This is a genomic window from Neochlamydia sp. S13, from assembly GCF_000648235.2.
Classification (GTDB): Bacteria; Chlamydiota; Chlamydiia; order Chlamydiales; family Parachlamydiaceae; genus Neochlamydia.
Genome location: NZ_AP017977.1, coordinates 1,178,677 through 1,201,049 on the forward strand (window position 1 = coordinate 1,178,677; position 22,373 = coordinate 1,201,049).

Below are 22,373 nucleotides of genomic sequence, written 5' to 3' on the forward strand. Positions count from 1 at the left end.
CCTAATCTTCTTTCTTAAAGATTCAAAGGATTTTATGAGTAGTAGAAGAGGCATTTAAAAGCCGATCAAACAATTCTTTTTCAACAGCATAAATTTTTTCCACATTAGATAGCCTATCCAATCTGCTTTTTACGCTTGTATCATGGCTAAAAGTTCTTTTATTGGTGCTACCTATGCTATTTTCCTTTATATATTCCACACAGCCTTCCTATATTTTAACTTTTACTCACAGGAGGCAAATAAATGCCTACATAGTGACGCTTCCACCAATTGCCTGACTCTTTTTTCTCTTGAAGTGTTGTAAAATGGTATTCATAGAGATTAGCTCGCATATATGTAGGAGGCTTATCAGGAAAAGGATTATTTTTCATCAATTTTACAACTTCTGGCGAGTTTTCCATTAATCGATAGATAAAACGTGTAAACCAGGGATTGTGTTTAACTTCTCCAAGGGCAGCAAACCAAAGCTGCCAGTCTAATCGCGGCTGATAAGGTGCTGCCGGGCGAGGAGAAATTTTAAGATTCCCAGGCTTCCATTTAAATTCATATATTTTCCATGTCCTACCATCCTCACTTCCTTGCACTTCAATTTCATAACGCCGAGTAACCATACATGAAAACAGGCCATATTTATTGACAAGATAAAACGGACTTATTATAGCAAAAACCCGCTCTACCGAAGGTAAAGAGCGAAAAAGCTGGACAAGTTGGAAAAAATTTAGCACGATCAAAGATATGGCTGAGATAGAGACCCAAAGAGAAGTAAATAGTTCTCTTGGAGAATTAGAAAGCGGGAGGTAGGGTTGCAGCCACGGCAAATAATTATCTTCCAAAAGCATAAAACTAAGCGCAATAGTAAGCCCATTAAAAAAAGTAAAATTACCTGTTAAGATTAGGATCGATTGGAACAATACAAGGATAAGAAAGGTATAAACTCTGAAGTCTGGATTAGTAAAAATAAAGAAAGGTAAAATAATTTCAAAAAAGAAGACAGCAAGCGTGGATAGTTGAGATAACCATTTGGGTTGATGATGAAGGAAATAAGCTATTTTATTAGGAAGCGGCTGCGTTTCATAATGATATTGCATGGCAGATAAATTCCTCCATTCCTGGCTCCCTAATAGAAATTTCACTATCCCTGAAGAAAACATTAAACGAAAAAGAATAACCCACAATAAGAATACAGCAATAGGTAAAGGAGGCGATTGTAAAGATAAAAGGAAACCGGCAAACCCTACTTCTATCAATAAAACATCCCATTGAAAAGACAAAAAATAAAGAGAAGGAGAAACATAAGATAAATATAATAAACAAAGAATAAAGAGCATCCAGCTAACAGCAACCCCACAAAGCACTAGGCTTGCCCCTATTATTCCTACTAAGGCTACCCCTCTTAGCATTTTGTCACTCGTGCTTATCCAAAATATAGAAGGTGTTTTTAAATAATGCTTATACGTTTTTCTCCTTCGCATGCCGCTAAAAATCTCCTTCATTGGAAGGATGCCTTTAGACCCATATAAACCTTTCACTTGAATAAATAAGGACCAGAAAGCAAGGAGGTAACATAAACCTAACAATTTGATAAATGCCCACTGCCCTGCTATAAAGGTAGCATTTGACTCCATAAAATTTTGCATATACCAGCTTAATGTGTTAATTGATAATTATTTATTAGCAAATTGCCTAAATAATCAACTCAAATAAGTGAATTCTTTATTGAGTCTTTTTTATATTATTTCATCTCTTTAAAATTTTATTTTCCTTGCAGACTATGGCCCTGCTCTCACCTATTAAAGGAGATAATAATTTTAACTTTTCCTTCCCTAGTTAGGCCCATCATCCATATAAAATATAGAGGGCAAACATTTCAGTTTCCTGCTAAAAATTGATAATAGCCTGCTGGGTTATATAAGTATTACTCTCCCCCTTTGAGCCCGCACTTATCACCTTTTAATTCATTTGCAATGATATAAGCATACTTCCTTATCCGTACTGACTTAAGAAAAATTCTGTAATCAAGCAGAGCTCCACATATTTAGTTTTCTATACACTATATTGCTTAATTGATTGAGTATAATTTTTCTTTATTCTTTGTCTAATTTTGGTATAAAGAAAATGAATAATATCTTAAGTGCTTTATCATAAGCATAATATTACTAATAAACGGTTTTTAAGCCTTGCCAGAAGAAATCTGAGCTAAAACAAAAAATATTAAGCTAATCTTAATATTCAGAGATATTTCTCCCTCTCTACAAAATTTTATATAAAAGTAGCCTAAGTGATAATAAGGAAAAATGGCAGAAAATCTTCAAATAAATTCAAATCTTGCCAGAACAAAATATTATTTAGACAATAAAATATGATGAAGCGTTTGAGGGGAAAGCCCTTCAATACGAACGATTTTTAGGCGCGCGGTTTTTCCTTGCACAATCTGCAGAGAAGTTTTAGGGATACCTAAAGTAATGGAAAGAAGCCTAAGCAGCTCATCGTTCGCTAGCCCTTTTTCAGGAATAGCGGAAAGACGTATTCTGAGGCGATCATTTTCCCAGCCTGCTATTTCACTTTTTTTGGCTTTCAAAACGACTTTAATAGGCAGATAGATGGGAGCTAAATTGCTTTTAAACATATTGAATATATTTTACAGATTATGCGTTTATAAATTAAGCTTAAGGATAGCCATGAAATATCAATGAAGTTAATGAATAAGGAGGCTTTTTCCCATGAATATTTTACAAAAGTATCGCATAGCTTTTATTGTGGAAAGCATTTTATTAATTATTTTAGGAGGGATAGCTATTACTGCCCCTTTCATAGCGACCTTAAGTATTGAATTAATAGTAGGGAGTATTATTTTTCTAGGAGGGGGCGCTCAACTTTATAAATCTTTTAAAGCTATCCATGAACCCGGGGGAGCCTTATCGTTGGCTTGTGCGATTATCTCTATGTTAGTAGGAGCTTGCATGCTTATCTATCCTATGGCAGGTATGCAAACTCTTACTCTACTAACTGCCCTCTTTTTTTTGGTTGAAGGCATCATTAAAATAAGCATTAGTCTTGAAATAAAAGGTACACCTAATTGGGGGTGGCTGCTTTCTAGCGGAATTATTGCCCTTTTGATGTCAGGTATTATTCTCTCAGATTGGCCCGAAACTTCTCGATGGATAATTGGCCCATTGGTAGGAATTAATATGACTTGGTTCGGATTTTCACTCTTAGCGCTCGCTATTCACATTCCTACCACTAAGTAATAAAACCTCTCTGCTTCTATATTAAGACGCATTAAAGCAATAAAAAGATAAAGGAATTAAAAGAATTTTGCCCTAATGCTAGCCAAGTGTGCTGGGCCAGCTTATAGTGTTAAATATGATAAAAAGGACTTCACGCCTTTCATTAGCCTGCCCTTAAAAAAAAACAATTTAACTTTCCTCCGGTTTAAAAAAAATTTTAAGTAAAATGCATCTATTCTTTATCCTTTGGTTTGTTTACCTGGCAAACAAGTAATAATATTGATGACTAGGTAACTATTCAAAATTTGATTTTATATTTATCCTTCCTTCATGAATGCTAAAAGTTTCCTTCCTCTTCTAGAGCTTTTACAAAACCTTGAGCCTACGCTTACCATTTAACTTACTTGCCTGTAAATACTCCCTTGCAATAAAAAAGGTTTGCCAGACTATTTAACCATCTAATATACTCAATTTTTATCCACATCATTTTAGCTTATAGCTTAAATATGCCTGAGCTTCCAGAAGTAGAAACTATCGTACGAGAACTTATCGCGACTGGCTTAGTCGGTAAACAAATTGCAACCGCCTATGTACAGTGGCCTAGAATAATTGATACCTCGGATGATCAAGTATTTATACATCAAATCCAAGGTCAGTCTATTAATAACTTAGAAAGACGTGGAAAGTATTTGGTATTTACTTTGTCACAAAGTACTTTGTTCGTACACCTGCGTATGAGCGGTAAATTTGAATGGCTCGCCAACCCGTTGCCTATTAAAAAGCATGAACATATACGCCTAGTTTTTACAGATGGAACAATCCTACGTTATGAAGATCCCAGAAAATTTGGACGGTGGTCTTTATATAGTGACTCAGCAGAGAAATTAAGCAGACTTGGTTTAGAACCTCTCTCTTCTAACTTTACCTGCTCAGCATTAACTTCTATGCTGCAAAAGTATGCTTCTCAAATTAAACCCTTTCTTCTTAATCAAAAGCATATTGTAGGGCTAGGAAATATATATGTTGACGAAGCTTTATGGGAAGCTAAAATAAATCCCCAACAATTAACTAATTCTCTGACTAAAAAAGAGATAAAAGCATTACACCAAGCCATTCGAAATGTGCTAAACAAAGGGATTGAAAACAAAGGAACAAGTTTAGGTGTAGGAGTAAGTAACTACTATAGCGTTAGCGGAAGAAGAGGGGGTCATCAGCATCATTTAAAAGTTTTTCGCCAGCAAGGATTAGCCTGCTCAAGATGTAGCACACTTATTATTAAAATTGTGGTAGCCCAGCGAGGGACTCATCTTTGCCCCACTTGCCAAAAGAGTGAGATCTTTAATGAAATCAAGCCTTTATAAGCAAGTAATTTTTGATCTAGGAGGAGTGCTTTTTTATTGGAATCCTAAAGAAGTTTCACGTCTTCTTAAAGAAAAAGATCCTGATTTCCCTCTGCATATCGAGAAAATTATTTACACACAAACGTGGACTGATTTAGACGCAGGAATCCTTTCTTTAGAGGAAGCTGTGCAGCAGCTTAGTACTTGGTACCCCCGTCAATATATTGAACGTTTTGTTAGCCTTTCTTTAGAAAAGCTAGTGCCTCTAGAAAAAGGAATTAGTCTTTTAAAACAAGTTCAAGCAAAGGAAAAGCAAACTTTTATTCTATCTAACATTTCGGGAGAGTTTTTTAAGAAGATATCTCTATACAAAAGCCTTTTAGATAGCTTTGATGGCGCCGTCTTCTCCTACGAAATTCATACCGTTAAGCCACACAGAAAAATTTATCAATTTCTCTTAGACAAATACTTTTTGAAGCCAGAGGAATGTCTATTTATTGATGATTCTTTAGCAAATGTAGCAACTGCCCAGAAGATGGGTATCGATGCAATTGTCTGTCAAGAGCACCAGCATGTACACGACGAGCTCCTAAGGTTAAAAATTATTTAAATAAAAACTTTACCGCTTGATTGTTTATCAACATTTTGTGGAGAGCGAACTTTTAATAACCATTTTACTAACCAAGACTGACAAAAGTTTCTAGCGCCTAGCTGCTAATGTCTCATTAACATTAGAAGCTCTAAAAAAAATCTTGTATTAAACCTTGAGTTTCGTTAATTCTCTATTTTAACAGCCACCTAGGAGTAAAAGCTATGTTACGCGTCACCCCCGTTCTTCCTGAAAAAGCTGGACCTGAGCTTAAACCGTTATATGAGGCCCTAGAGAAAAAGATGGGTAGGGTTATTAATATTTTCCAGAATATGGGCAACTCCCCTTTAACCTTGAAAGCTTTTCTAGCTTTAAGCGAAGCTGCTGCTCATACTCATTTATCTGCAAAAGTTAGAGAGGAGATTGCTTTAACTATTGGCCAAGCTAATCAATGCGAGTATTGCGTATCTGCGCATACTCTTTCTGCTAAGGCGCACGGTATTCCTGAGCAAGAAATATTACTAGCGCGCAAGGGAGAGGCTCAAGAACCTAAAACAAAAGCCATTCTTAAATTTGTTAAAATAGTAGTAGAGAAACGAGGTAAGGTTTCTGAAGAAGATGTCGTCGCGTTAAAGAATGAAGATGTTTCTGATCAAGAACTTATAGAAATTGTGCTTAATATTGCTGTTAACATGTTTACCAATTACTTTAATAACATTATCGGCACTCAAGTAGATTTCCCAGAAGCTCCTCCTCTAACCTAAATATTAAAGGTCTTTCTAATGCATAGAAATCATATGCATTAGAAAGACAATTTTTATCTAGCTAAAACTCTTTAAAGCTTTAAAGCATAAGTATCTTAAGTCCTAACCTCTTTTTACTCTCCAAATCCTTCTTATATTTCTACTTCTACGATCTGCTTGTCAGTAGATACATAGAAATGTTACTCTGTTAAAAACGGAGTACTTTATGGATCAATCTTTTCTAAAAAATCTCAAACAGCAAATTGAACAACTTAAAAATACGGGTCTATACAAAAAAGAATCTGAAATTATTTCTCCTCAGCAATCTACCATTACCCTAGCTAATGGGAATAAGGTGCTAAATCTTTGTGCCAATAACTACCTTGGCCTAGCTAATAATCAACAAATCATTAAGGCTGCTCAAGAAAGTTATGATAAATATGGATATGGTTTGTCTTCGGTACGTTTTATCTGTGGCACGCAAAGCATACATCATGCGCTGGAAAATAAAATTTCTCATTTTTTGAAAACTGAGGACACTATTCTTTATTCTTCATGCTTCGATGCCAATGGAGGCCTTTTTGAAACTCTTTTAGGTAGTGAAGATGCTGTTATTAGTGATGCTTTAAATCATGCTAGCATTATCGATGGAATAAGACTTTGTAAAGCCAAGCGTTTGCGCTATCAGAACAATGATATAGAAGATCTAGAAAGACAATTAATAGAGGCTAAAGAGTGTCGATTTAAAATGATTGCTACCGATGGTGTATTTTCTATGGATGGCAGCATTGCTAACTTAAAAGCCATCTGTGATCTAGCAGACAAATATGAGGCGATTGTTATGGTAGATGATTCGCATGCTGTAGGCTTCTTAGGGGAAAAAGGAGGCGGCACACCAGAACATTGCGAGGTTATCGGACGGGTAGATATTATTACCGGTACTTTGGGAAAAGCGTTAGGTGGTGCCTCGGGAGGTTACACTTCAGGACGTAAAGAAATTGTAGAATGGTTAAGACAACGTTCAAGGCCTTATCTTTTTTCTAATACCCTCGCACCTGCTATCGCGTATGCTTCCATAAAATGTTTAGAAATAGTAGAAAATGGCCAGAATTTGAGAAAGAAATTAAAAGATAATAGTCTCTATTTCCGTGAAAAAATGACCCAATTAGGTTTTAAGCTCCTACCTGGTGAACATCCTATTATTCCTGTCATGATAGGTGACGCAGTCTTAGCTCAGCAAATGGCTGCTCGTATGTTAGAGCAGGGAGTCTATGTGATAGGGTTTTGCTATCCTGTCGTCCCTCAAGGACAAGCACGTATACGTACGCAAATGTCAGCAGCCCACCATAAAGAAGAATTAGATATGGCCATACAAGCATTTGAAAATGTTGGCAAAGAATTTAAAATCATCTAACATCTTTGTCTTTTAAATTACATATATGTAAGGTCATCATGAAAGCTTTAGTTAAGAGTTACCGCAAAGAAGGCCTATGGATGGAAGATGTTCCCATCCCTTCCATTAAAGAAGATGAGGTTTTAATTAAAACACATAAAACTTCTATCTGTGGCACAGATATTCATATTTATAAGTGGGATGCCTGGGCACAAAAGACGATTCCTGTACCTATGGTAGTGGGGCATGAATACATGGGAGAAATCGCTGAGATAGGTAAAAATGTTAAAGGCCTTAAAGTAGGCGATCGCGTGAGCGGCGAGGGGCACATTACCTGTGGCAGCTGCATTTCCTGCCTTAAAGGCCAAAAGCATCTATGTATAAACACTTTAGGTGTAGGCGTTCATCGGCATGGCTGTTTTGCTGAATACTTTAATATCCCCGCCGAAAACGTCTTTCCCCTCCCTCCTTCCATTAAAGATAATGTCGCATCCATCTTTGATCCTTATGGAAATGCTGTACATACTGCTCTTACCTTTGATCTTACAGGAGAAGATGTTCTTATTACCGGTGCGGGGCCTATAGGCATAATGGCAGCCGCCATAGCTGCTAAAGCTGGAGCTCATCAAGTAGTCATTACCGATGTGAATGAATACCGGTTACAGCTAGCTAAAAAGCTAGGTGCACAAACAATAGTCAATGTAGCTAATACTTCTTTAAAAGAGGTTATGAAAGCTCTCGATATTCAGAATGGCTTTACTGTGGGCATGGAAATGTCCGGACACCCGGATGGTTTAAGAACGCTTTTAGAAAATGCTCATCATGGTGGGAAGATTGCTTTGCTGGGTATTTTACCTGCCGAATGCTTAATTGATTGGGACCTTGTTATCTTTAAAATGCTGACTATTAAAGGCATTTACGGAAGAGAAATTTTTTCTAGCTGGTTTAAAATGGTTAATTTATTGGAAAGTGGCCTTGAAATAGAGCCGTTAATTACCCACCACTATCCTATTGACAAATTTGAAACTGGGTTTGAAGTGATGATGTCAGGTCAATCAGGAAAAGTTATTTTAGACTGGCTAGAGGGCACCTGAAAAAATAAGCTTCCATAACATTTAGGCAAAAAAGGGTTCAGATAGATATAGCTTAACAATAGCAATTTAGAGCAACCCTTTTTAAAACTGTGAAAATTTTCAACAATAGTTTTTAAAGCTCCTGGATAAAATACGATAGCTTTATAAGTGACCAGGATTCTCTAAGGACCGTTCCAGGGATCTTTCAACACGGCCTCTAAATATATGGCGTTAGCTTTTTTAAAAGGCATGGATAGAAAGCTTTTTTAATGTTAATTGAAGAAAAAGGTGAGGGTATGTAAGCCCTTACCTTTTGCCTCCCCTCATTCTAGTTAAAGCATAAAATTTTATTTCATAGCTTCTTAATCATATCGCTAGGTTCGCTGAATTCTCAGGAAATTTAGCAAAAAGAATATTTGCCTTATGGAATAACATACAAGCTTTTCCTTACCAACCTGCATATAGTCTAATTCAGCTGCTCCAATAAAGCTAAAACGTTATTAGTTTTTCTGCAGCTTGTGAAGCTTTAAATGCATATCCATAGATTTTTATACGCTTTGAAAAAAACTTAGTCTACATAATCACCCTCTGAAACATGTCTCTCTACTTAGTTCGAGGGGTTTTTATAAAGTACGAGGCTGCATAAGGAGTATCTCAAAAGCGTATTATAACCTGCTTAACATCTAGCTTAAGAATCCTGTTAAGTTTGATTACCCAGATATTTTTAAATTGAAAATGCTTTAATGACAGCTTTAGAGGGGTTTCCTTCGTTTCAAAGAATGAGGGTTGGTAAGATGTAGCCCTAATTATTTTTAAATTTCTTTTCAAAAGCATGTTAAAAGCATATAACAGTTTCCATGCTAGATAAAATCTTTATTATTTTTCATAAACCTTTATAGTTATTCCATAAATATTTCTACAACGATCTATATAGGTATCTTAGCTACCTAAGATTGCTTATAGACAGGATGATAGCTTGACTTGCTTTCATACGTTCCATGAAAGCCAGAGAATTTGAAAATGAGATGTTTATAGAGGAAATAAGCCACATCTTATCTTAGAGCTGCAGGCCAGTATAATTAAATAAGAATAATATAATCGGGAAAGTCTGATGGATAGAAGTAAATGATGTAGCGGCAGCCGGATTTGAACCGACGACACACGGATTATGATTCCGTTGCTCTACCGACTGAGCTATACCGCCATAAAATAGCGGGGGAAGGATTCGAACCTCCGACCTTTGGGTTATGAGCCCAACGAGCTAACCCCTGCTCCACCCCGCGTCACTGAATAAGTAGATAAGTTAACAAAATCGTTATTTTAAAGCAAGGCTTTATTAAATAAATTGCACAAATAATGAAAAAGCCTTTCCTAATCTCTCATCAGGCATTTTTTTTGATAAGGGGTTCAATAAAATTCCAAGTTTTTTGGGTAGCTCCTTTAATATCTTTAAACATGCGCACACCATTGGCTCCTATAGATTGCCGCAATTGAGAATCCTTTAGTAGTACTATCATTTCGTGGCTGAGATGATTAATATCTACTTGACGGCCCGCTTTATAATCCTCCATTAATTCTACCAACTCGGGTTGAGAATGCATATAAGGCCCATAGAGTACTGGAACGCCATACCAAGAAGGTTCTAAGATATTATGCCCACCTACCCTTGCGGTATAGCTTCCTGCCACAATCGCTAAATCAGCAAGTTGATAGCATTTGCGTAATAACCCCATAGCATCAATTAAGATGACTTTAGCATTATTAACAGGCTGATCGATTTGGCTAAAACGCACGTAGGAAATAAATTCTTTTTCCAAAAGCCTAGCCACCTCATTAAATCGCTCTGGATGCCTTGGTACAATAATTAACTTTACATGAGGTAGTTCTTCCCAAACAATTTTCATTTGTTCCAGTATCATTTTTTCTTCGGGATCATGAGAGGAACCTAACACAACGATTTGATTTATTTCCTCAATTTGAAATCGTTTTTTCCAAGCGGCATGTTGCTCAGCCGTGAAACGAGGATACTCATCATCAAATTTTAAATTACCCGTAATCTGCATTTTATGCGGGTCTACGCCAAGAGCATTAAAACGTTCATAGTAATGCTTGCTTTGCAAGCAAAACAGGTCAATAAAGGAGAAAAGTTTATGAGTGAAATAAGGAATTTTTAAAAATCGCTGGAAAGAACGTTCGGATATTTTACCATTGACTACTACAATTAAAGACCCTAAGTCTTTAGCAGCTTTAAGGAAATTATACCAGAAATCTGTTTCAACGAGGATAACCAAATCAGGAGCTGCTCGTTTCATAATAGGACGAATAATAAAAGCAAGATCGACAGGCAAATAGATATGATAATCGGCTTGGGGGATACTCCGCTTAGCTTCAGCATGTCCTGCCTCAGTGACGCTTGAGATAACAATTACAGGATCATGAAGCTGTGTTCTTAGGGTTTTAACCAGTGAAGTAGCTGCCTTAGCTTCACCTACTGAGACAGCATGGATCCATACCAACCTACGCTCCCCTTTTGTAATTAAGGGAAAATTAAATCCTAACCTTCTTGCTAGGCTTTGCTGATATTTTTTTTTGATGAAATAGTCATAGGACACTTTAGGTAGAGAAAGTAGGGCTAAGAGGCATAACATGGAGTCATATAAGAAAGATAGAATCATAATATCCTAATTATAAATTTTAAATGTATCTTAATCTATTAGGATTAAAGGATGAAGGAGAAAATCGCAAGAAGATGGGTATAAGCTAGATTCAAAGCAAAATGCACAAGAAGCTCTTACCAAATGAATAAATAAACTATCTTTTAATTTAGCCCCTATCTTGGTTACACAAATGCTCTATAGGTTTGCTATAGCTAATCAAAGAAATCTTATGCCGTAATTAAGCCTATAAGCGGGAAGGAAGAAGGTTAAAAAATTAAACCCATCCTTCTCAAGAGAGAAACAACTTTATTACGCTACGAGCTTAAATTTTGGTTTAACACTTAAGAATGACGTTTTACACATTTTAGCAAACGGGGCACACAATAACAAGCGAGACATCCTAAAGCCAAGATGTGCCTTAAGACAAACAATAAAGCTTTTTTAATTTCTTTATCCCCCAACTTCAAAAGCTTAAATTTATAGATTAGCAAAAGGACTGGCACTAAAACCTTTTTTTTCCTTCTTCGCTGGACCTTTTTCTTTTTTAGCTTTATTAGCTTCTACGGTACGAGCCGTTAAAGAAATACGTTTTCGGTCCACTTCAACTGCTAAGACTCGAACTTTAAGTCGCTTGCCAAAATGCACTACTTCTGAAGGTTCTCTAACATATCGATCGGCTAGCTCTGATATATGTATAAAGCCGTCCTGATGAACGCCAATGTCTATAAATACACCAAAAGCAGCTACATTAGTAACAATCCCTTCTAAAATCATGCCCTCTTTAAGATCTTGGATAGCATTAACGTCATGCCGAAACTGCAATTTTTCAAAGCTCTGCCGTGGATCACGCCCGGGCTTTTGTAATTCAGCTATGATATCTTTAAGAGTAGGCTCCCCTAAAGACCCTGAAATATAACGTTTGATTTCAATTTTATGAATGTAGTTTTCATTTCCTATCAAAGCATTTAAGGGTACACCCATATCCTTGGCAATATGCTCTACTACTTCATATCTTTCAGGGTGTACAGCTGACCCATCTAAAGGATGCTCTCCTGCTCTGACACGCAAAAAGCCGGCAGACTGCTCAAAAGTACGAGCTCCGAACCCAGGAACATTTTTAAGGTCTTTACGCCCTTTAAAGGGCCCTTGTGCTTCACGATGTTTAACAATTTTTAAAGCCATCTGAGGTCCAATGCCGGCCACATAGCTTAATAAAGCTGCACTGGCGGTATTTAGCTCTACTCCTACATGATTTACACAACTTTCAACAACTTCGTGCAGTTTATCTTTGAGCAAAGGTTGATGGACATCGTGTTGATACTGCCCCACGCCGATAGCTTGAGGATCAACTTTAACTAGCTCAGCAAGAGGGTCTTGGAGCCTTCTAGCTATAGAAATAGCTCCTCGTATAGTTACATCAAGCTCAGGAAATTCCTCCCGCGCAATATCAGAGGCGCTGTAAACACTGGCCCCTGCTTCGTTCACGGCAAGCAAGATAATTTTCGATAAATTGTTTTTGGTAAGTACCTCTTGTACAAAAGCTTCTGTTTCTCGACCTGCCGTACCATTTCCCACACCGATTGCATAAGGTGGATAACTGCTAATCATTTGCCATAAAATTTTTTGTGCTTGTTCCTTAGCTGTACTCGATTGAAAGGGATAAATGGTTTTATAATCGATAAATTTGCCCGTCTCATCAATCACTACGCATTTACACCCCGTACGAAAGCCTGGATCAATTCCAATCACAACCTTAGAACCTAAGGGAGCATCTAATAATCGATGGCGCAAATTTTCGGCAAAAACCTCTATGGCGGCACGATCTGATTGCATTTTAAGCTGTACTCTAATTTCTGTCTCCACACTAGGAGAAAGGTAGCGTTTAAAAGCTTGCGTCACGCCTTTCTCTAAGAATTCAGCAAAAGGTGAACGAGGATTATATTTCATGATAGATTTGATTGAATCTCGTATATTTTCTTCAGCCACTTCTATATGAAAATCTAATATTTCTTCTTTTTCTCCGCGACGAATGGCTAAATAGCGATGAGAAGGAATTTTAGAGACTTTTTCTTGAAAAGAATAATAAGCTTCATACTTGCTGGCTACGCTTTCTTTACCTTCCACCACTTTAGACACCACAACACCGTCGTTTTCAAAACACTCGCGTACATAAGCTCTTACTTCAGGGGTTGTTGCAATACTATCGGCCACAATATCTAAAGCGCCTGCTAAAACCTCTTCAATACTACTTACCCCTTTTTTAGCATCGATATAAACTGCAGCCTCCTCAAACGGATGACCTGCTATAGGTTGCTCCAGGATACGTAAAGCAAAAGGCTCTAAACCTTTTTCTTTAGCTATGGCAGCTTTAGTACGTTTTTTAAGCTTATAGGGTAAATAAAGGTCTTCCAGAACAGCTTTAGAGATGCAATTTTGAATCTGGATTTTTAAAGAATCTGTCATCTTGCCTTGTAGCTCTATAGATTCTATTATGGATTTTTTTCGCTCTTCAAGCTCGAGCAAGTAATTATATCGCTCTTGAATAGCTCGAATTTGCACTTCATTTAAATTTCCCGTGGCTTCTTTTCTATATCTAGAAATAAAAGGAATAGTATTACCTTCAGTCAATAACTTAATGACCGCTTGTATACTTTCTACTGGTAATTCGAGTTCTTCTACCAAAAATTTAAAAGCATCTATAGCCATACTTAATTTACCCGTATTAATGCCTCTATAAAAGGCGTAAAGTTGTGATAATTTTTCAGAAATTTATTCATTTACTTTTCTCATCCATAAGAATTTATAGCTATTTTCTTTCACCCTTTGCTCATATCGAAAATCGCTCATCTTAATGGGGTAAATAACCCTTAGAATTTCCTCTTACATATTTAAGTCATTTGCTATCCTAAGGATAAAGAAGAAAGGACTAGAAAACCTATTTAGGTAGTTATGCGCCTACCTAAGATTCAAATATTTGAAAAATGAGGATTTTGCTTTTCTATTCTAACTGCTGCTTCTTATGAACGAAGGTGGACAAGCAAAAAATTTATATTAAGCCGCGCAAGTATTTAAGTTTTCTCATTAACCATCCAACTTGAAAATTTATCCAAAAAATTCAAAAATCCTGCCATATGTTGCATAGGAAAATTAAATTTTTTGTCCGCGCTTTGCAAAATCTTATGAAAACAACTTAACCACACTTGGCGAGCTGTTTCATCGATAGGAAAAGCTAGATGCCTTTTACGCATCATAGGAGCACCAAAGCGCTGTTGATATAACGGCGGGCCCCCACAAAGAAATACAAAAAATGCTCCTGATTTTTTTGAAGCTTCTTTCATGTCTGCTGGAAACATCTTTCGAATAGGACTTTTATCCAGCTCTAAGTAAAATTCTTCCAACATTTTGAAAATGTTATGTTCTCCCATTAAATGATAAATCTCATGGCTAGGTGTAACGCTGGGAGGGCCTCCTGGCGGAATATATAAACTTAATTTATTCCCCTTATCTTCCATAATAATCACTTTAATTATTTATTCCTCGAACTTATAGCATATTTGCCTTACTCAGAGCAACAATTTGAATAAGCCAAGAATTATAAAAAATTTTAGGATAAGTATCTTTTAAACTCCACTTCTTAAGGCCAATATGTTCTGCCAATTCCCTTAAAGGTTTTTATGTATTTATTTTTTTATGTTTTTAAAGTACCCTTTAAGAGGGTTAAACGTTATGGCATAATTAACTCTAATATATTCCTTTTTGGCTCTCTTTTTGCTTATTATTCCTAGCTTAAGATTCACTTTTCTTTATTGCATCAATCAAAAAGCAAGCTTTCCTACCATTTCTCGAGCAAACATTAATAGTGATAAAAACCTTTCTTGGCAAGCTTTCCAAAGCAGTTTAATCGCTACCGTTACATATTAAACGTAAAAATTTTTTAGCTACAAAAAAGGATACTTAAAAAAAAGAAGTTTTTTATATTAAGAAATTAGACAATCGAGTAATTTAGATTTTAAACATAAAAAAAAGCATTAGGAAAGAAATGAATGTCTCCTATCAAGCTGACGGCCTTTGTTGCGAAGGCTACCTAGTCAATCCCAAAGAAATGCGTCATGCCCAACCAGCGATCCTTATTGCCCATGCTTGGTATGGTCAGGATGAGTTTGCACGCAAAAAAGCACATGAGCTAGCTGATCTTGGTTATATTGCTTTGGCTATTGATATGTTTGGCCACCGAAAGAATGCTACGTGTGATGAAGAAGCATCTTCCTTAATTAAACCTCTTTACCTGGATCGTAAGCTTTTGCAAGTTAGAATCAGCGCAGCATTTGAAACTCTACTTAAGCAGCCTGGAGTGGATGGCACACGAGTTGGCGCGATTGGGTTCTGTTTTGGTGGATTAGCAGTCATCGAGTTACTGAGGAGTGGAGCACCGATAAAAAGCGTAGTAAGCTTTCATGCTGTAATTAATTATTCAGGTGTTAATTCTTTCCCTATTGCTAAAAATATTAAAGGATCTATCCTGCTTTTACATGGTTATGAAGATCCATTATGCCCTTCAAAAGAAATTCAATATCTTCAAAGAGAGCTCAATGACGCTCGTGTGGATTGGCAAATGGATATTTATGGGATGACATCCCATGCTTTTACTAACCCACTCGTCAATGATAAAAAGAAAGGTCTAATATATAATGAAAAAGCGAGCACAAGAGCTTGGCTAGCGATGAAGAATTTTTTTCACGAAACATTAGGGAGATAGAAAAGATGAAATGGTCTGCATGGATAACCATTACTTACGCTTTAATCGTTATGTCAGGAGGAATGGTGGGATTTATACAGGCCCATAGCTATCCTTCATTGATTGCAGCAACTTTATCAGCCACCTTATTATTTATAGGTGCTATAGGAATGTTTAGAAAAAGTATTTTAGCTTATACATTAGTGGTGTTCATACACCTATTATTAACTTTATTTTTTACTTATCGTTATGCCATTACCACCAAGTTTATGCCGGCAGGCCTAATGATCATCCTGAGCGCCAGCTCTCTTATATTTATTCTTACTAAAGGCAAAAAGAAAGCTAGATTAATTTAATGTCTTGAGCTATAGGCTAGAAAGGATTTCTACCCTATAGTTCGGCCGGTTCCAAACGCTATTTATTAGATAAGATTAATCTTATTGAGTCCCCTTATTAAATCAACCTTATGCCTTTGACTCTCAATATCTAACATTTAAATTTCCTAGATTGTATATATAGTCTTTAATTATTTATTCTAGATAAGGCATAATTTGCTCTCTTTTAATATGACCTTAAAGGTTAAAAACAGATGTTTGATCCCACTTCTTTAAAAGTCCGTAAACAAATCATGGGTTTACTGCTCAATCGCTGGGGATTAACCTGCATGGGAATTTTAACCTTTCAGCAAATTCTCGAAGCTTCTTCTACCCTCTGGCTTGTCAAATTGGTAGAAACTATTGCCTCCCACCAAAATTTTTTACCTTACATGCTGCTTTACTTAACCTCTTTAGCACTCCCCTACATTCCTGGCTGCATTGCGCTGATAGTCAAAACCCATTGGAAACAAGAAGCTCAGCGTCATTTTATTCACGCGTTTGTTACCTCTAACCGAAATAATATTGGAGAATGGAACAATAAAGCCATTAAAGAAGAAAAGCTATCTATATTAACTTCTGAGGGCCCTTCAGCCCTTCAAGATTTGATCGATTATGTTTGGGAGCTCTCAGGTTATGTATTAAGTGTAATATTAAATATTTTAGCCCTTTCCATAGTCGTTGAACCCCTTTTTGCTTTAGCTTATAGCATTTCTGTACTATGTGTCATTGCTATTATGAAAGGATAACGCCGCACTCAACGCCAACTTACTCGAAAAGCTTTAACAGCCCGCGTAGATCTTTCGCAACAATTATTGGCAGCATGGGATAACGTTTTATTAGGCAACGGCTACAATTTTAAGCTTTGGGACGAAAAAACTTCGCAACGTTTGAAGCGGTGTTTACAACGTAACATTGATCTGGAAAGATTTGATCAAGTTTTAGCTATATTTGTTGCTTTAATAACTTCTATTCCTTCTCTAGGAGTAGTTATCTACTCAGCTATTCAACATGCGCAAGATCCTGTTAAGCTTTCTGCCTTTGTAGTTATCCTTCCCCTTCTTTTCCAAATCCTTTCCTACACTTATCAAACCTTGTCTTTAGCTTTTCGATGGGGAATGCATCGCAGCAAGCTTACAGCTATTTATCGATCTATACAAGCATCTAAAGATTCCCCTTCATCTCTTGAAAAGAAAGTTAATTGGTCCAAAATTAGCGCTAAACACCATTCGACAGTAGCAGAGCATAATCCTATGTCGATAACTTCTCCTCCTTCTATCGAATCGCATAGCAATCTTATACGTTTGACCCAGCGTAAAGGCCGTCTAACTTTGCGAGGTGAAAATGGCTGTGGTAAATCGACTGCACTTATTCTCATAAAAGATGCATTGGCTAGCAAAGCCTTTCTTCTTCCCACTCACAATCAATTATCTTTTACTTCTGAAACTAATAAGCACTCGACGGGAGAATCTTTACGTAAGCGACTTCAGGAAATTGCCGATAAAGTTGATGTAGAGGTTTTACTGTTAGATGAATGGGATGCTAATTTGGATAAAGGAAATCAAGAAATTTTATCAGGACTCATTGATCTTTTGGCAGAAAAAAAGTGCGTGATCGAAGTTCGACACCGTTAACCATAACTAATATAAGGACTTAATAATGAATGCAAAAAAAAATCCTATCGTATTATTCACCACCTCTATGGGAAATATAAAACTAGAGCTTTATCCAGAAAAAGCCCCTCTTACTGTAAAAAACTTTGTAGATTATGTGGAAAGTGGCCATTTTAATCAGACAATATTCCATCGGGTTATTGACAGTTTTATGATCCAAGGAGGAGGTTTTAATCAAGAATTTGATCAAAAACCCACAAAAGCTTCGATTAAAAATGAAGCTCATAATGGCTTAAAGAATATTCGAGGTTCCATAGCTATGGCGCGGACTAATGAAATTCATAGCGCTTCCTCTCAATTCTTTATCAATCTTGTAGATAATGACTTTCTTAATTTTAAGAGTCCCGCTGCTCATGAATATGGTTATTGCGTATTTGGTCAAGTCATAGAAGGGCTAGAAGTGGTTGACAAGATAGGTAAAGTCAAAACTGGCTCTAAAGGACCTCACCGTGATGTGCCTTTAGAAACGGTCGAAATCTTATCTGCTACGCAAGAGATTTAACATTATTGTTGCTTACCAGCAGCTCTTTAGCTAAATTTAAGCGTTCTATTGAGAGGATCATAAAAGGGGAAAACGTTAATGCTTTTCCCCTTACTCTTTATACTGCCTTTAAGGTTTGCTTGTCTATTTTGCTTTTTATAGATTCCAGCAACCGCAACTAAAAGCATGCATAAGACTTGAAAAACTTATATGAATAAATCTTAGCTATTTTATCGCGCTCGAACACTTGCCTGATGATACTTACCTTCTATTTTAGAGTATTGCTCCATATCTGCCTGGGCCAAGGCGTGCACCAGATAACGCCATCCTCAACAACGATAAACAAGGAAAGACTAGCATAATCTTTAAAATAGAGGCTAGCAGGGTGATAAAAAGACTAGGATTCATCCGTAGAGCTTTTTTAAATTTTTATGCATGTTCTTAGTCGTTTTTTTAAGACAAAAAATAAGGAAAAAACGTAAACAGTACAAAAAAATCTTAAGAAGATTTCTAGGGCTTAAATTTAAAAATAAATGAATATAAAAGCTGTTAGAAATTTTCCCTCCCTACTATTAGCAGATAAGACTTTAGATGTTAATGTCTCTTGATAGGCCGGGAAGTTCTCTATATCCTTAATACTTTTTGAAAGCATACCCTTTCGTTTCTTTAACCTATTGGGTGTCTTTTATATACAAGCGAACATGCTGCTTTATTTCATTTGAAATATTTTCCAGCGGGTTTCCATTTAAAAAAACCTTTAACCATTTTGTTAGCTGCCCTATCTCGGTAGGTAGAGTGGTGAGCTGGTTGTGTCTTAAGTCAAGGTGTCGCAGCTCAGATAGCTGCCTTAGCTCTGCAGGAAGGCAGGTAAGCTGGTTATTGTTTAAGTTAAGGTATCGCAGCTGAGAAAGCTGTCCTATTTCTAGGGAAATGGAAGTAAGTTGGTTATTATCTAAGCCAAGCGCTTGCAGCTGAGGTAACTGCCCTATCTCTGCAGGGATGAAAGTAAGCTGATTGTTCTGCAAGTAAAGCCCTTGAAGCTGAGAAAGCTGCCCTATTCCTACGGGAAGGAAAGTAAGTTTGTTATTGTTTAAGCTAAGGTATTGCAGCTGAGGTAACTGCCCTATCTCTGCAGGGATGGAAGTAAGTTGGTTATCTTCTAAGTCAAGCGTTTGCAGCTGAGACAGCTGTCCTATTCCTACGGGAAAGAAATTAAGTTTGTTATTGTTTAAGCTAAGGTATTGCAGCTGAGAAAGCTGTCCTATTTCTACCGGAAGAGAAGTAAGTTGGTTACCTTCTAAGTCAAGCGTTTGCAGCTGAGACAGCTGTCCTATTCCTACGGGAAGGAAAGTAAGTTTGTTATTTTCTAGGTAAAGCGTTTGCAGCTGAAGTAACTGCCCTATCCCTGAAGGGATGGAAGTAAGCTGATTGTTCTGCAAGTAAAGCCTTTGAAGCTGAGACAGCTGTCCTATTCCTATGGGAAGAAAAGTAAGTTGGTTATTTTCTAAGCTAAGCGTTTGCAGCTGAGATAGCTGACCTATCTCTGCTGGAAGGGAGGTAAGCGGGTTATTGTTTAAGGAAAGGTATTGCAGCTGAGAAAGCTGCCCTATTTCCGCGGGAAGGCAAGTAAGCTGGTTATCATTTAAGTAAAGCACTTCCAGCTGCGATAGCTGCCCTATCTCTGCAGGAATAGAGATAAGCTGGTTATTGTTTAAGTCAAGACATTGCAGCTGAAAAAGTTGTCCTATCTCTGCTGGAAGGGAAGTAAGTTGGTTATTTTCTAAGCTAAGCGTTTGCAGCTGAGGTAACTGCCCTAACTCTGCAGGGATGAAAGTAAGCTGATTGTTCTGCAAGTAAAGCCCTTGAAGCTGAGACAGTTGTCCTATTCCTATGGGAAGAAAAGTAAGTTGGTTATTTTCTAAGCTAAGCGTTTGCAGGTGAGATAGCTGGCCTATCTCTGCCGGAAGGGAGGTAAGCGGGTTATTGTTTAAAGAAAGGTATTGCAGCTGAAAAAGTTGTCCTATCTCTGCTGGAAGGGAAGTAAGTTGGTTATTTTCTAAGCTAAGCGTTTGCAGCAGAAGTAACTGCCCTATCTCTGCAGGGATGAAAGTAAGCTGATTGTTCTGCAAGTAAAGCCCTTGAAGCTTATAAAGCTGTCCTATTCCTACGGCAAGGGAAGTAAGTTGGTTATTTTCTAAGTTAAGCGTTTGCAGATGAGATAGCTGCCCTATCTCTGCAGGGATGAAAGTAAGCTGATTGTTCTGCAAGTAAAGCCCTTGAAGCTGAGAAAGCTGTCCTATTCCTACAGGAAGGGAAGTAAGTTGGTTATTTTCTAAGCTAAGCGTTTGCAGCTGAGATAGCTGACCTATCTCTGCCGGAAGAGAGGTAAGCGGATTATTGTTTAAGTAAAGGTATTGCAGCTGAGAAAGCTGACCTATCTCCGAGGGAAGGCAAGTAAGCTGGTTATCATTTAAGTAAAGCACTTCCAGCTGCGATAATTGCCCTATCTCTGCAGGAATAGAGATAAGCGGGTTATTGTTTAAGTCAAGCCATTGCAGCTGAAAAAGTTGTCCTATCTCTGCAGGGATGAAAGTAAGCTGGTTATTTTCTAAGTTAAGCGTTTGCAGCTGAGGTAACTGCCCTATCTCTGCAGGGATGAAAGTAAGCTGATTGTTCTGTAAGTAAAGCCCTTGAAGCTGAGAAAGCTGTCCTATCTCTGCCGGAAGGGAAGTAAGTTGGTTATTTTCTAAGTTAAGCGCTTGCAGCTGAGGTAACTGCCCTATCTCTGCAGGGATGAAAGTAAGCTGATTGTTCTGCAAGTAAAGCCCTTGAAGCTGAGAAAGCTGTCCTATCTCTGCTGGAAGGGAAGTAAGTTGGTTATTTTCTAAGCTAAGCGTTTGCAGCTGAGATAACTGCCCTATCTCTGCAGGGATGAAAGTAAGCTGATTATTCTGCAAGTAAAGCCCTTGAAGCTGAGAAAGCTGTCCTATTCCTATGGGAAGGAAAGTAAGTTGGTTACCTTCTAAGTCAAGCGTTTGCAGCTGAGACAGCTGTCCTATCTGTGTCGGAAGGGAGGTAAGCGGGTTATTGTTTAAGTAAAGGTATTGCAGCTGAGAAAGCTGCCCTATTTCTAGAGGAAGGGAAGTAAGCTGGTTATTGTCTAAGCCAAGCGTTTGCAGCTGAGGTAACTGCCCTATCTCTGCGGGAATAGAGATAAGCTGGTTTCTGCTTAAACCAAGATTTCTCAGCCGAGACAGCTGCCCTATCTCTGCGGGAAGGCAAGTAAGCTGGTTGTCGCTTAAGAAAAGCGTTCGCAGCTGCGATAGCTCCCCTATCTCTGCAGGAAGGGAGGTTAGCGGGTTATTGTTTAAGTAAAGGTATTGCAGCTGAGACAGCTGCCCTATCTCCACGGGAAGGGAAGTAAGCTGGTTATCATTTAAGTAAAGCACTTCCAGCTGCGATAGCTGCCCTATCTCTGCAGGTAAAAAGGTCAAACCAATTTCTGTTAAATCTAAGCTCGTAATAACTTTGCCATGCCTTTCAATCCAATCTCTAAAAAGCTCTCCTTTTTTTTCTAAAGGCAAATACTTGATTTCTTCTTGGTCTAAGTATTCCTTTCCACCAGGAATTTCTTTCCAAATTAAGAGGCGATTAATATTTACAAGATAAGAGGAGTAGTTAGCCAGGGTAAGATATCTCTTTTCCTCGGTTTTCCATTTAAATTCTAATTCTAACGGAGAGAGAGAACTAGCTAAAGTAAAGATTTGCTTAAAGATTGCATTGATCTTTGCTATTTCAGGAAGTCCACTTTCTAGCTTATAAATCCTATCTAAAATAAAAGCCTGCTCGCTATCATTCCCTTGAGGAACATGTACTTTACCTATTTGCTTATAAAGAGAAGGCATGACTTCAGTAGCTAGCAGATGGCGCCATCTAGTAGAAACCCTAAGTAAGACAGGCCTAGGACAATACTCCAAAATAGAGGTGAGCACTTCATTAGGTAAATGCTCAATGCTGATAGAAGAGCTAGGATTCATTATATGTCCTTCTTTAAATTATTCATATTTTCAGCCGTTTTTTAGGACATT

At 37.4% G+C, this 22,373-nt stretch carries 18 protein-coding genes and 2 tRNA genes; 11 read left to right on the forward strand and 9 right to left on the reverse strand.

All coding sequences use genetic code 11. The features are described from left to right. Nucleotides 1-22 precede the first annotated feature (22 nt). The 3 genes from TY21_RS10980 to TY21_RS04490 form a co-directional block, all read right to left on the reverse strand. Nucleotides 23-199, reverse strand: coding sequence for a hypothetical protein (locus TY21_RS10980; RefSeq protein ID WP_158623022.1), 177 nt, complete (start codon nt 197-199; stop codon nt 23-25). A gap of 16 nt (nt 200-215) precedes the next feature. Further along, nucleotides 216-1,637 carry a lipase maturation factor family protein gene (locus TY21_RS04485; RefSeq protein WP_052354684.1) on the reverse strand — a complete coding sequence of 474 codons (1,422 nt, stop codon included), beginning with the start codon at nt 1,635-1,637 and terminating at the stop codon, nt 216-218. 704 nt (nt 1,638-2,341) lie between these two features. Further along, nucleotides 2,342-2,626 carry a DUF167 domain-containing protein gene (locus TY21_RS04490; RefSeq protein WP_042244229.1) on the reverse strand — a complete coding sequence of 95 codons (285 nt, stop codon included), beginning with the start codon at nt 2,624-2,626 and terminating at the stop codon, nt 2,342-2,344. 94 nt (nt 2,627-2,720) lie between these two features. Here TY21_RS04490 and TY21_RS04495 point away from each other — a divergent pair, with 94 nt between their 5' ends. From TY21_RS04495 to tdh, 6 genes are all read left to right on the forward strand, one after another. Continuing rightward, nucleotides 2,721-3,248 (forward strand): HdeD family acid-resistance protein, encoded by a 528-nt coding sequence (locus TY21_RS04495; RefSeq protein ID WP_042244231.1) that lies wholly within the window; start codon nt 2,721-2,723, stop codon nt 3,246-3,248. A gap of 485 nt (nt 3,249-3,733) precedes the next feature. Then, the gene (mutM, locus tag TY21_RS04500; protein WP_042244233.1) at nt 3,734-4,588 is read left to right on the forward strand and encodes a DNA-formamidopyrimidine glycosylase; all 855 of its coding nucleotides are present in this window, start codon (nt 3,734-3,736) and stop codon (nt 4,586-4,588) included. After that, nucleotides 4,569-5,177, forward strand: a complete 609-nt coding sequence (locus TY21_RS04505; RefSeq protein WP_042244235.1) for an HAD family phosphatase — start codon at nt 4,569-4,571, stop codon at nt 5,175-5,177. The genes mutM and TY21_RS04505 overlap by 20 nt, the downstream gene beginning before the upstream one ends. Nucleotides 5,178-5,380: 203 nt before the next feature. Then, nucleotides 5,381-5,920 (forward strand): carboxymuconolactone decarboxylase family protein, encoded by a 540-nt coding sequence (locus TY21_RS04510; RefSeq protein WP_042244237.1) that lies wholly within the window; start codon nt 5,381-5,383, stop codon nt 5,918-5,920. 205 nt (nt 5,921-6,125) lie between these two features. Then, entirely contained in the window at nt 6,126-7,313 is a 1,188-nt protein-coding gene (locus TY21_RS04515) for a glycine C-acetyltransferase (RefSeq protein WP_042244239.1), read from the forward strand. Between the two features lie 38 nt (nt 7,314-7,351). After that, on the forward strand, nt 7,352-8,386 hold the full coding sequence (gene tdh / locus TY21_RS04520) for an L-threonine 3-dehydrogenase (RefSeq protein ID WP_039384512.1): 1,035 nt from the start codon (nt 7,352-7,354) through the stop codon (nt 8,384-8,386). Between the two features lie 1,110 nt (nt 8,387-9,496). Here the strand turns inward: tdh and TY21_RS04525 are convergent. The 5 genes from TY21_RS04525 to TY21_RS04545 form a co-directional block, all read right to left on the reverse strand. Beyond that, a tRNA-Met gene (locus tag TY21_RS04525) sits at nt 9,497-9,569 on the reverse strand. A 6-nt stretch (nt 9,570-9,575) separates the two neighbouring features. Next, a tRNA-Met gene (locus TY21_RS04530) sits at nt 9,576-9,648 on the reverse strand. Nucleotides 9,649-9,747: 99 nt separating this feature from the next. Beyond that, complete coding sequence (locus tag TY21_RS04535) at nt 9,748-11,040, reverse strand: 3-deoxy-D-manno-octulosonic acid transferase (RefSeq protein WP_042244241.1); 1,293 nt, start codon at nt 11,038-11,040, stop codon at nt 9,748-9,750. Between the two features lie 459 nt (nt 11,041-11,499). Next, the gene (locus TY21_RS04540) at nt 11,500-13,728 is read right to left on the reverse strand and encodes a Tex family protein (RefSeq protein ID WP_042244243.1); all 2,229 of its coding nucleotides are present in this window, start codon (nt 13,726-13,728) and stop codon (nt 11,500-11,502) included. A gap of 362 nt (nt 13,729-14,090) precedes the next feature. Next, the gene (locus tag TY21_RS04545; protein ID WP_042244245.1) at nt 14,091-14,534 is read right to left on the reverse strand and encodes a hypothetical protein; all 444 of its coding nucleotides are present in this window, start codon (nt 14,532-14,534) and stop codon (nt 14,091-14,093) included. 527 nt (nt 14,535-15,061) lie between these two features. Between TY21_RS04545 and TY21_RS04550 the strand changes: the two genes are divergently transcribed. The 5 genes from TY21_RS04550 (at nt 15,062) to TY21_RS04570 (ending at nt 18,306) form a co-directional block, all read left to right on the forward strand. After that, complete coding sequence (locus TY21_RS04550) at nt 15,062-15,778, forward strand: dienelactone hydrolase family protein (RefSeq protein WP_042244247.1); 717 nt, start codon at nt 15,062-15,064, stop codon at nt 15,776-15,778. Between the two features lie 5 nt (nt 15,779-15,783). Then, nucleotides 15,784-16,113 (forward strand): TMEM14 family protein, encoded by a 330-nt coding sequence (locus TY21_RS04555; protein WP_042244249.1) that lies wholly within the window; start codon nt 15,784-15,786, stop codon nt 16,111-16,113. A 233-nt stretch (nt 16,114-16,346) separates the two neighbouring features. Beyond that, nucleotides 16,347-16,880: a hypothetical protein gene (locus TY21_RS04560; RefSeq protein WP_042244251.1), complete on the forward strand. Its 534-nt coding sequence runs from the start codon at nt 16,347-16,349 to the stop codon at nt 16,878-16,880. Nucleotides 16,881-16,946: 66 nt separating this feature from the next. Then, nucleotides 16,947-17,765, forward strand: coding sequence for an ABC transporter ATP-binding protein (locus tag TY21_RS04565; RefSeq protein ID WP_042244253.1), 819 nt, complete (start codon nt 16,947-16,949; stop codon nt 17,763-17,765). A 25-nt stretch (nt 17,766-17,790) separates the two neighbouring features. Continuing rightward, nucleotides 17,791-18,306, forward strand: coding sequence for a peptidylprolyl isomerase (locus TY21_RS04570; RefSeq protein WP_042244255.1), 516 nt, complete (start codon nt 17,791-17,793; stop codon nt 18,304-18,306). 650 nt (nt 18,307-18,956) lie between these two features. On the opposite strand, the gene TY21_RS04575 is transcribed toward TY21_RS04570, so the two are convergent. Next, nucleotides 18,957-22,322, reverse strand: a complete 3,366-nt coding sequence (locus TY21_RS04575) for a leucine-rich repeat domain-containing protein (protein ID WP_130589536.1) — start codon at nt 22,320-22,322, stop codon at nt 18,957-18,959. Nucleotides 22,323-22,373: the final 51 nt, after the last annotated feature.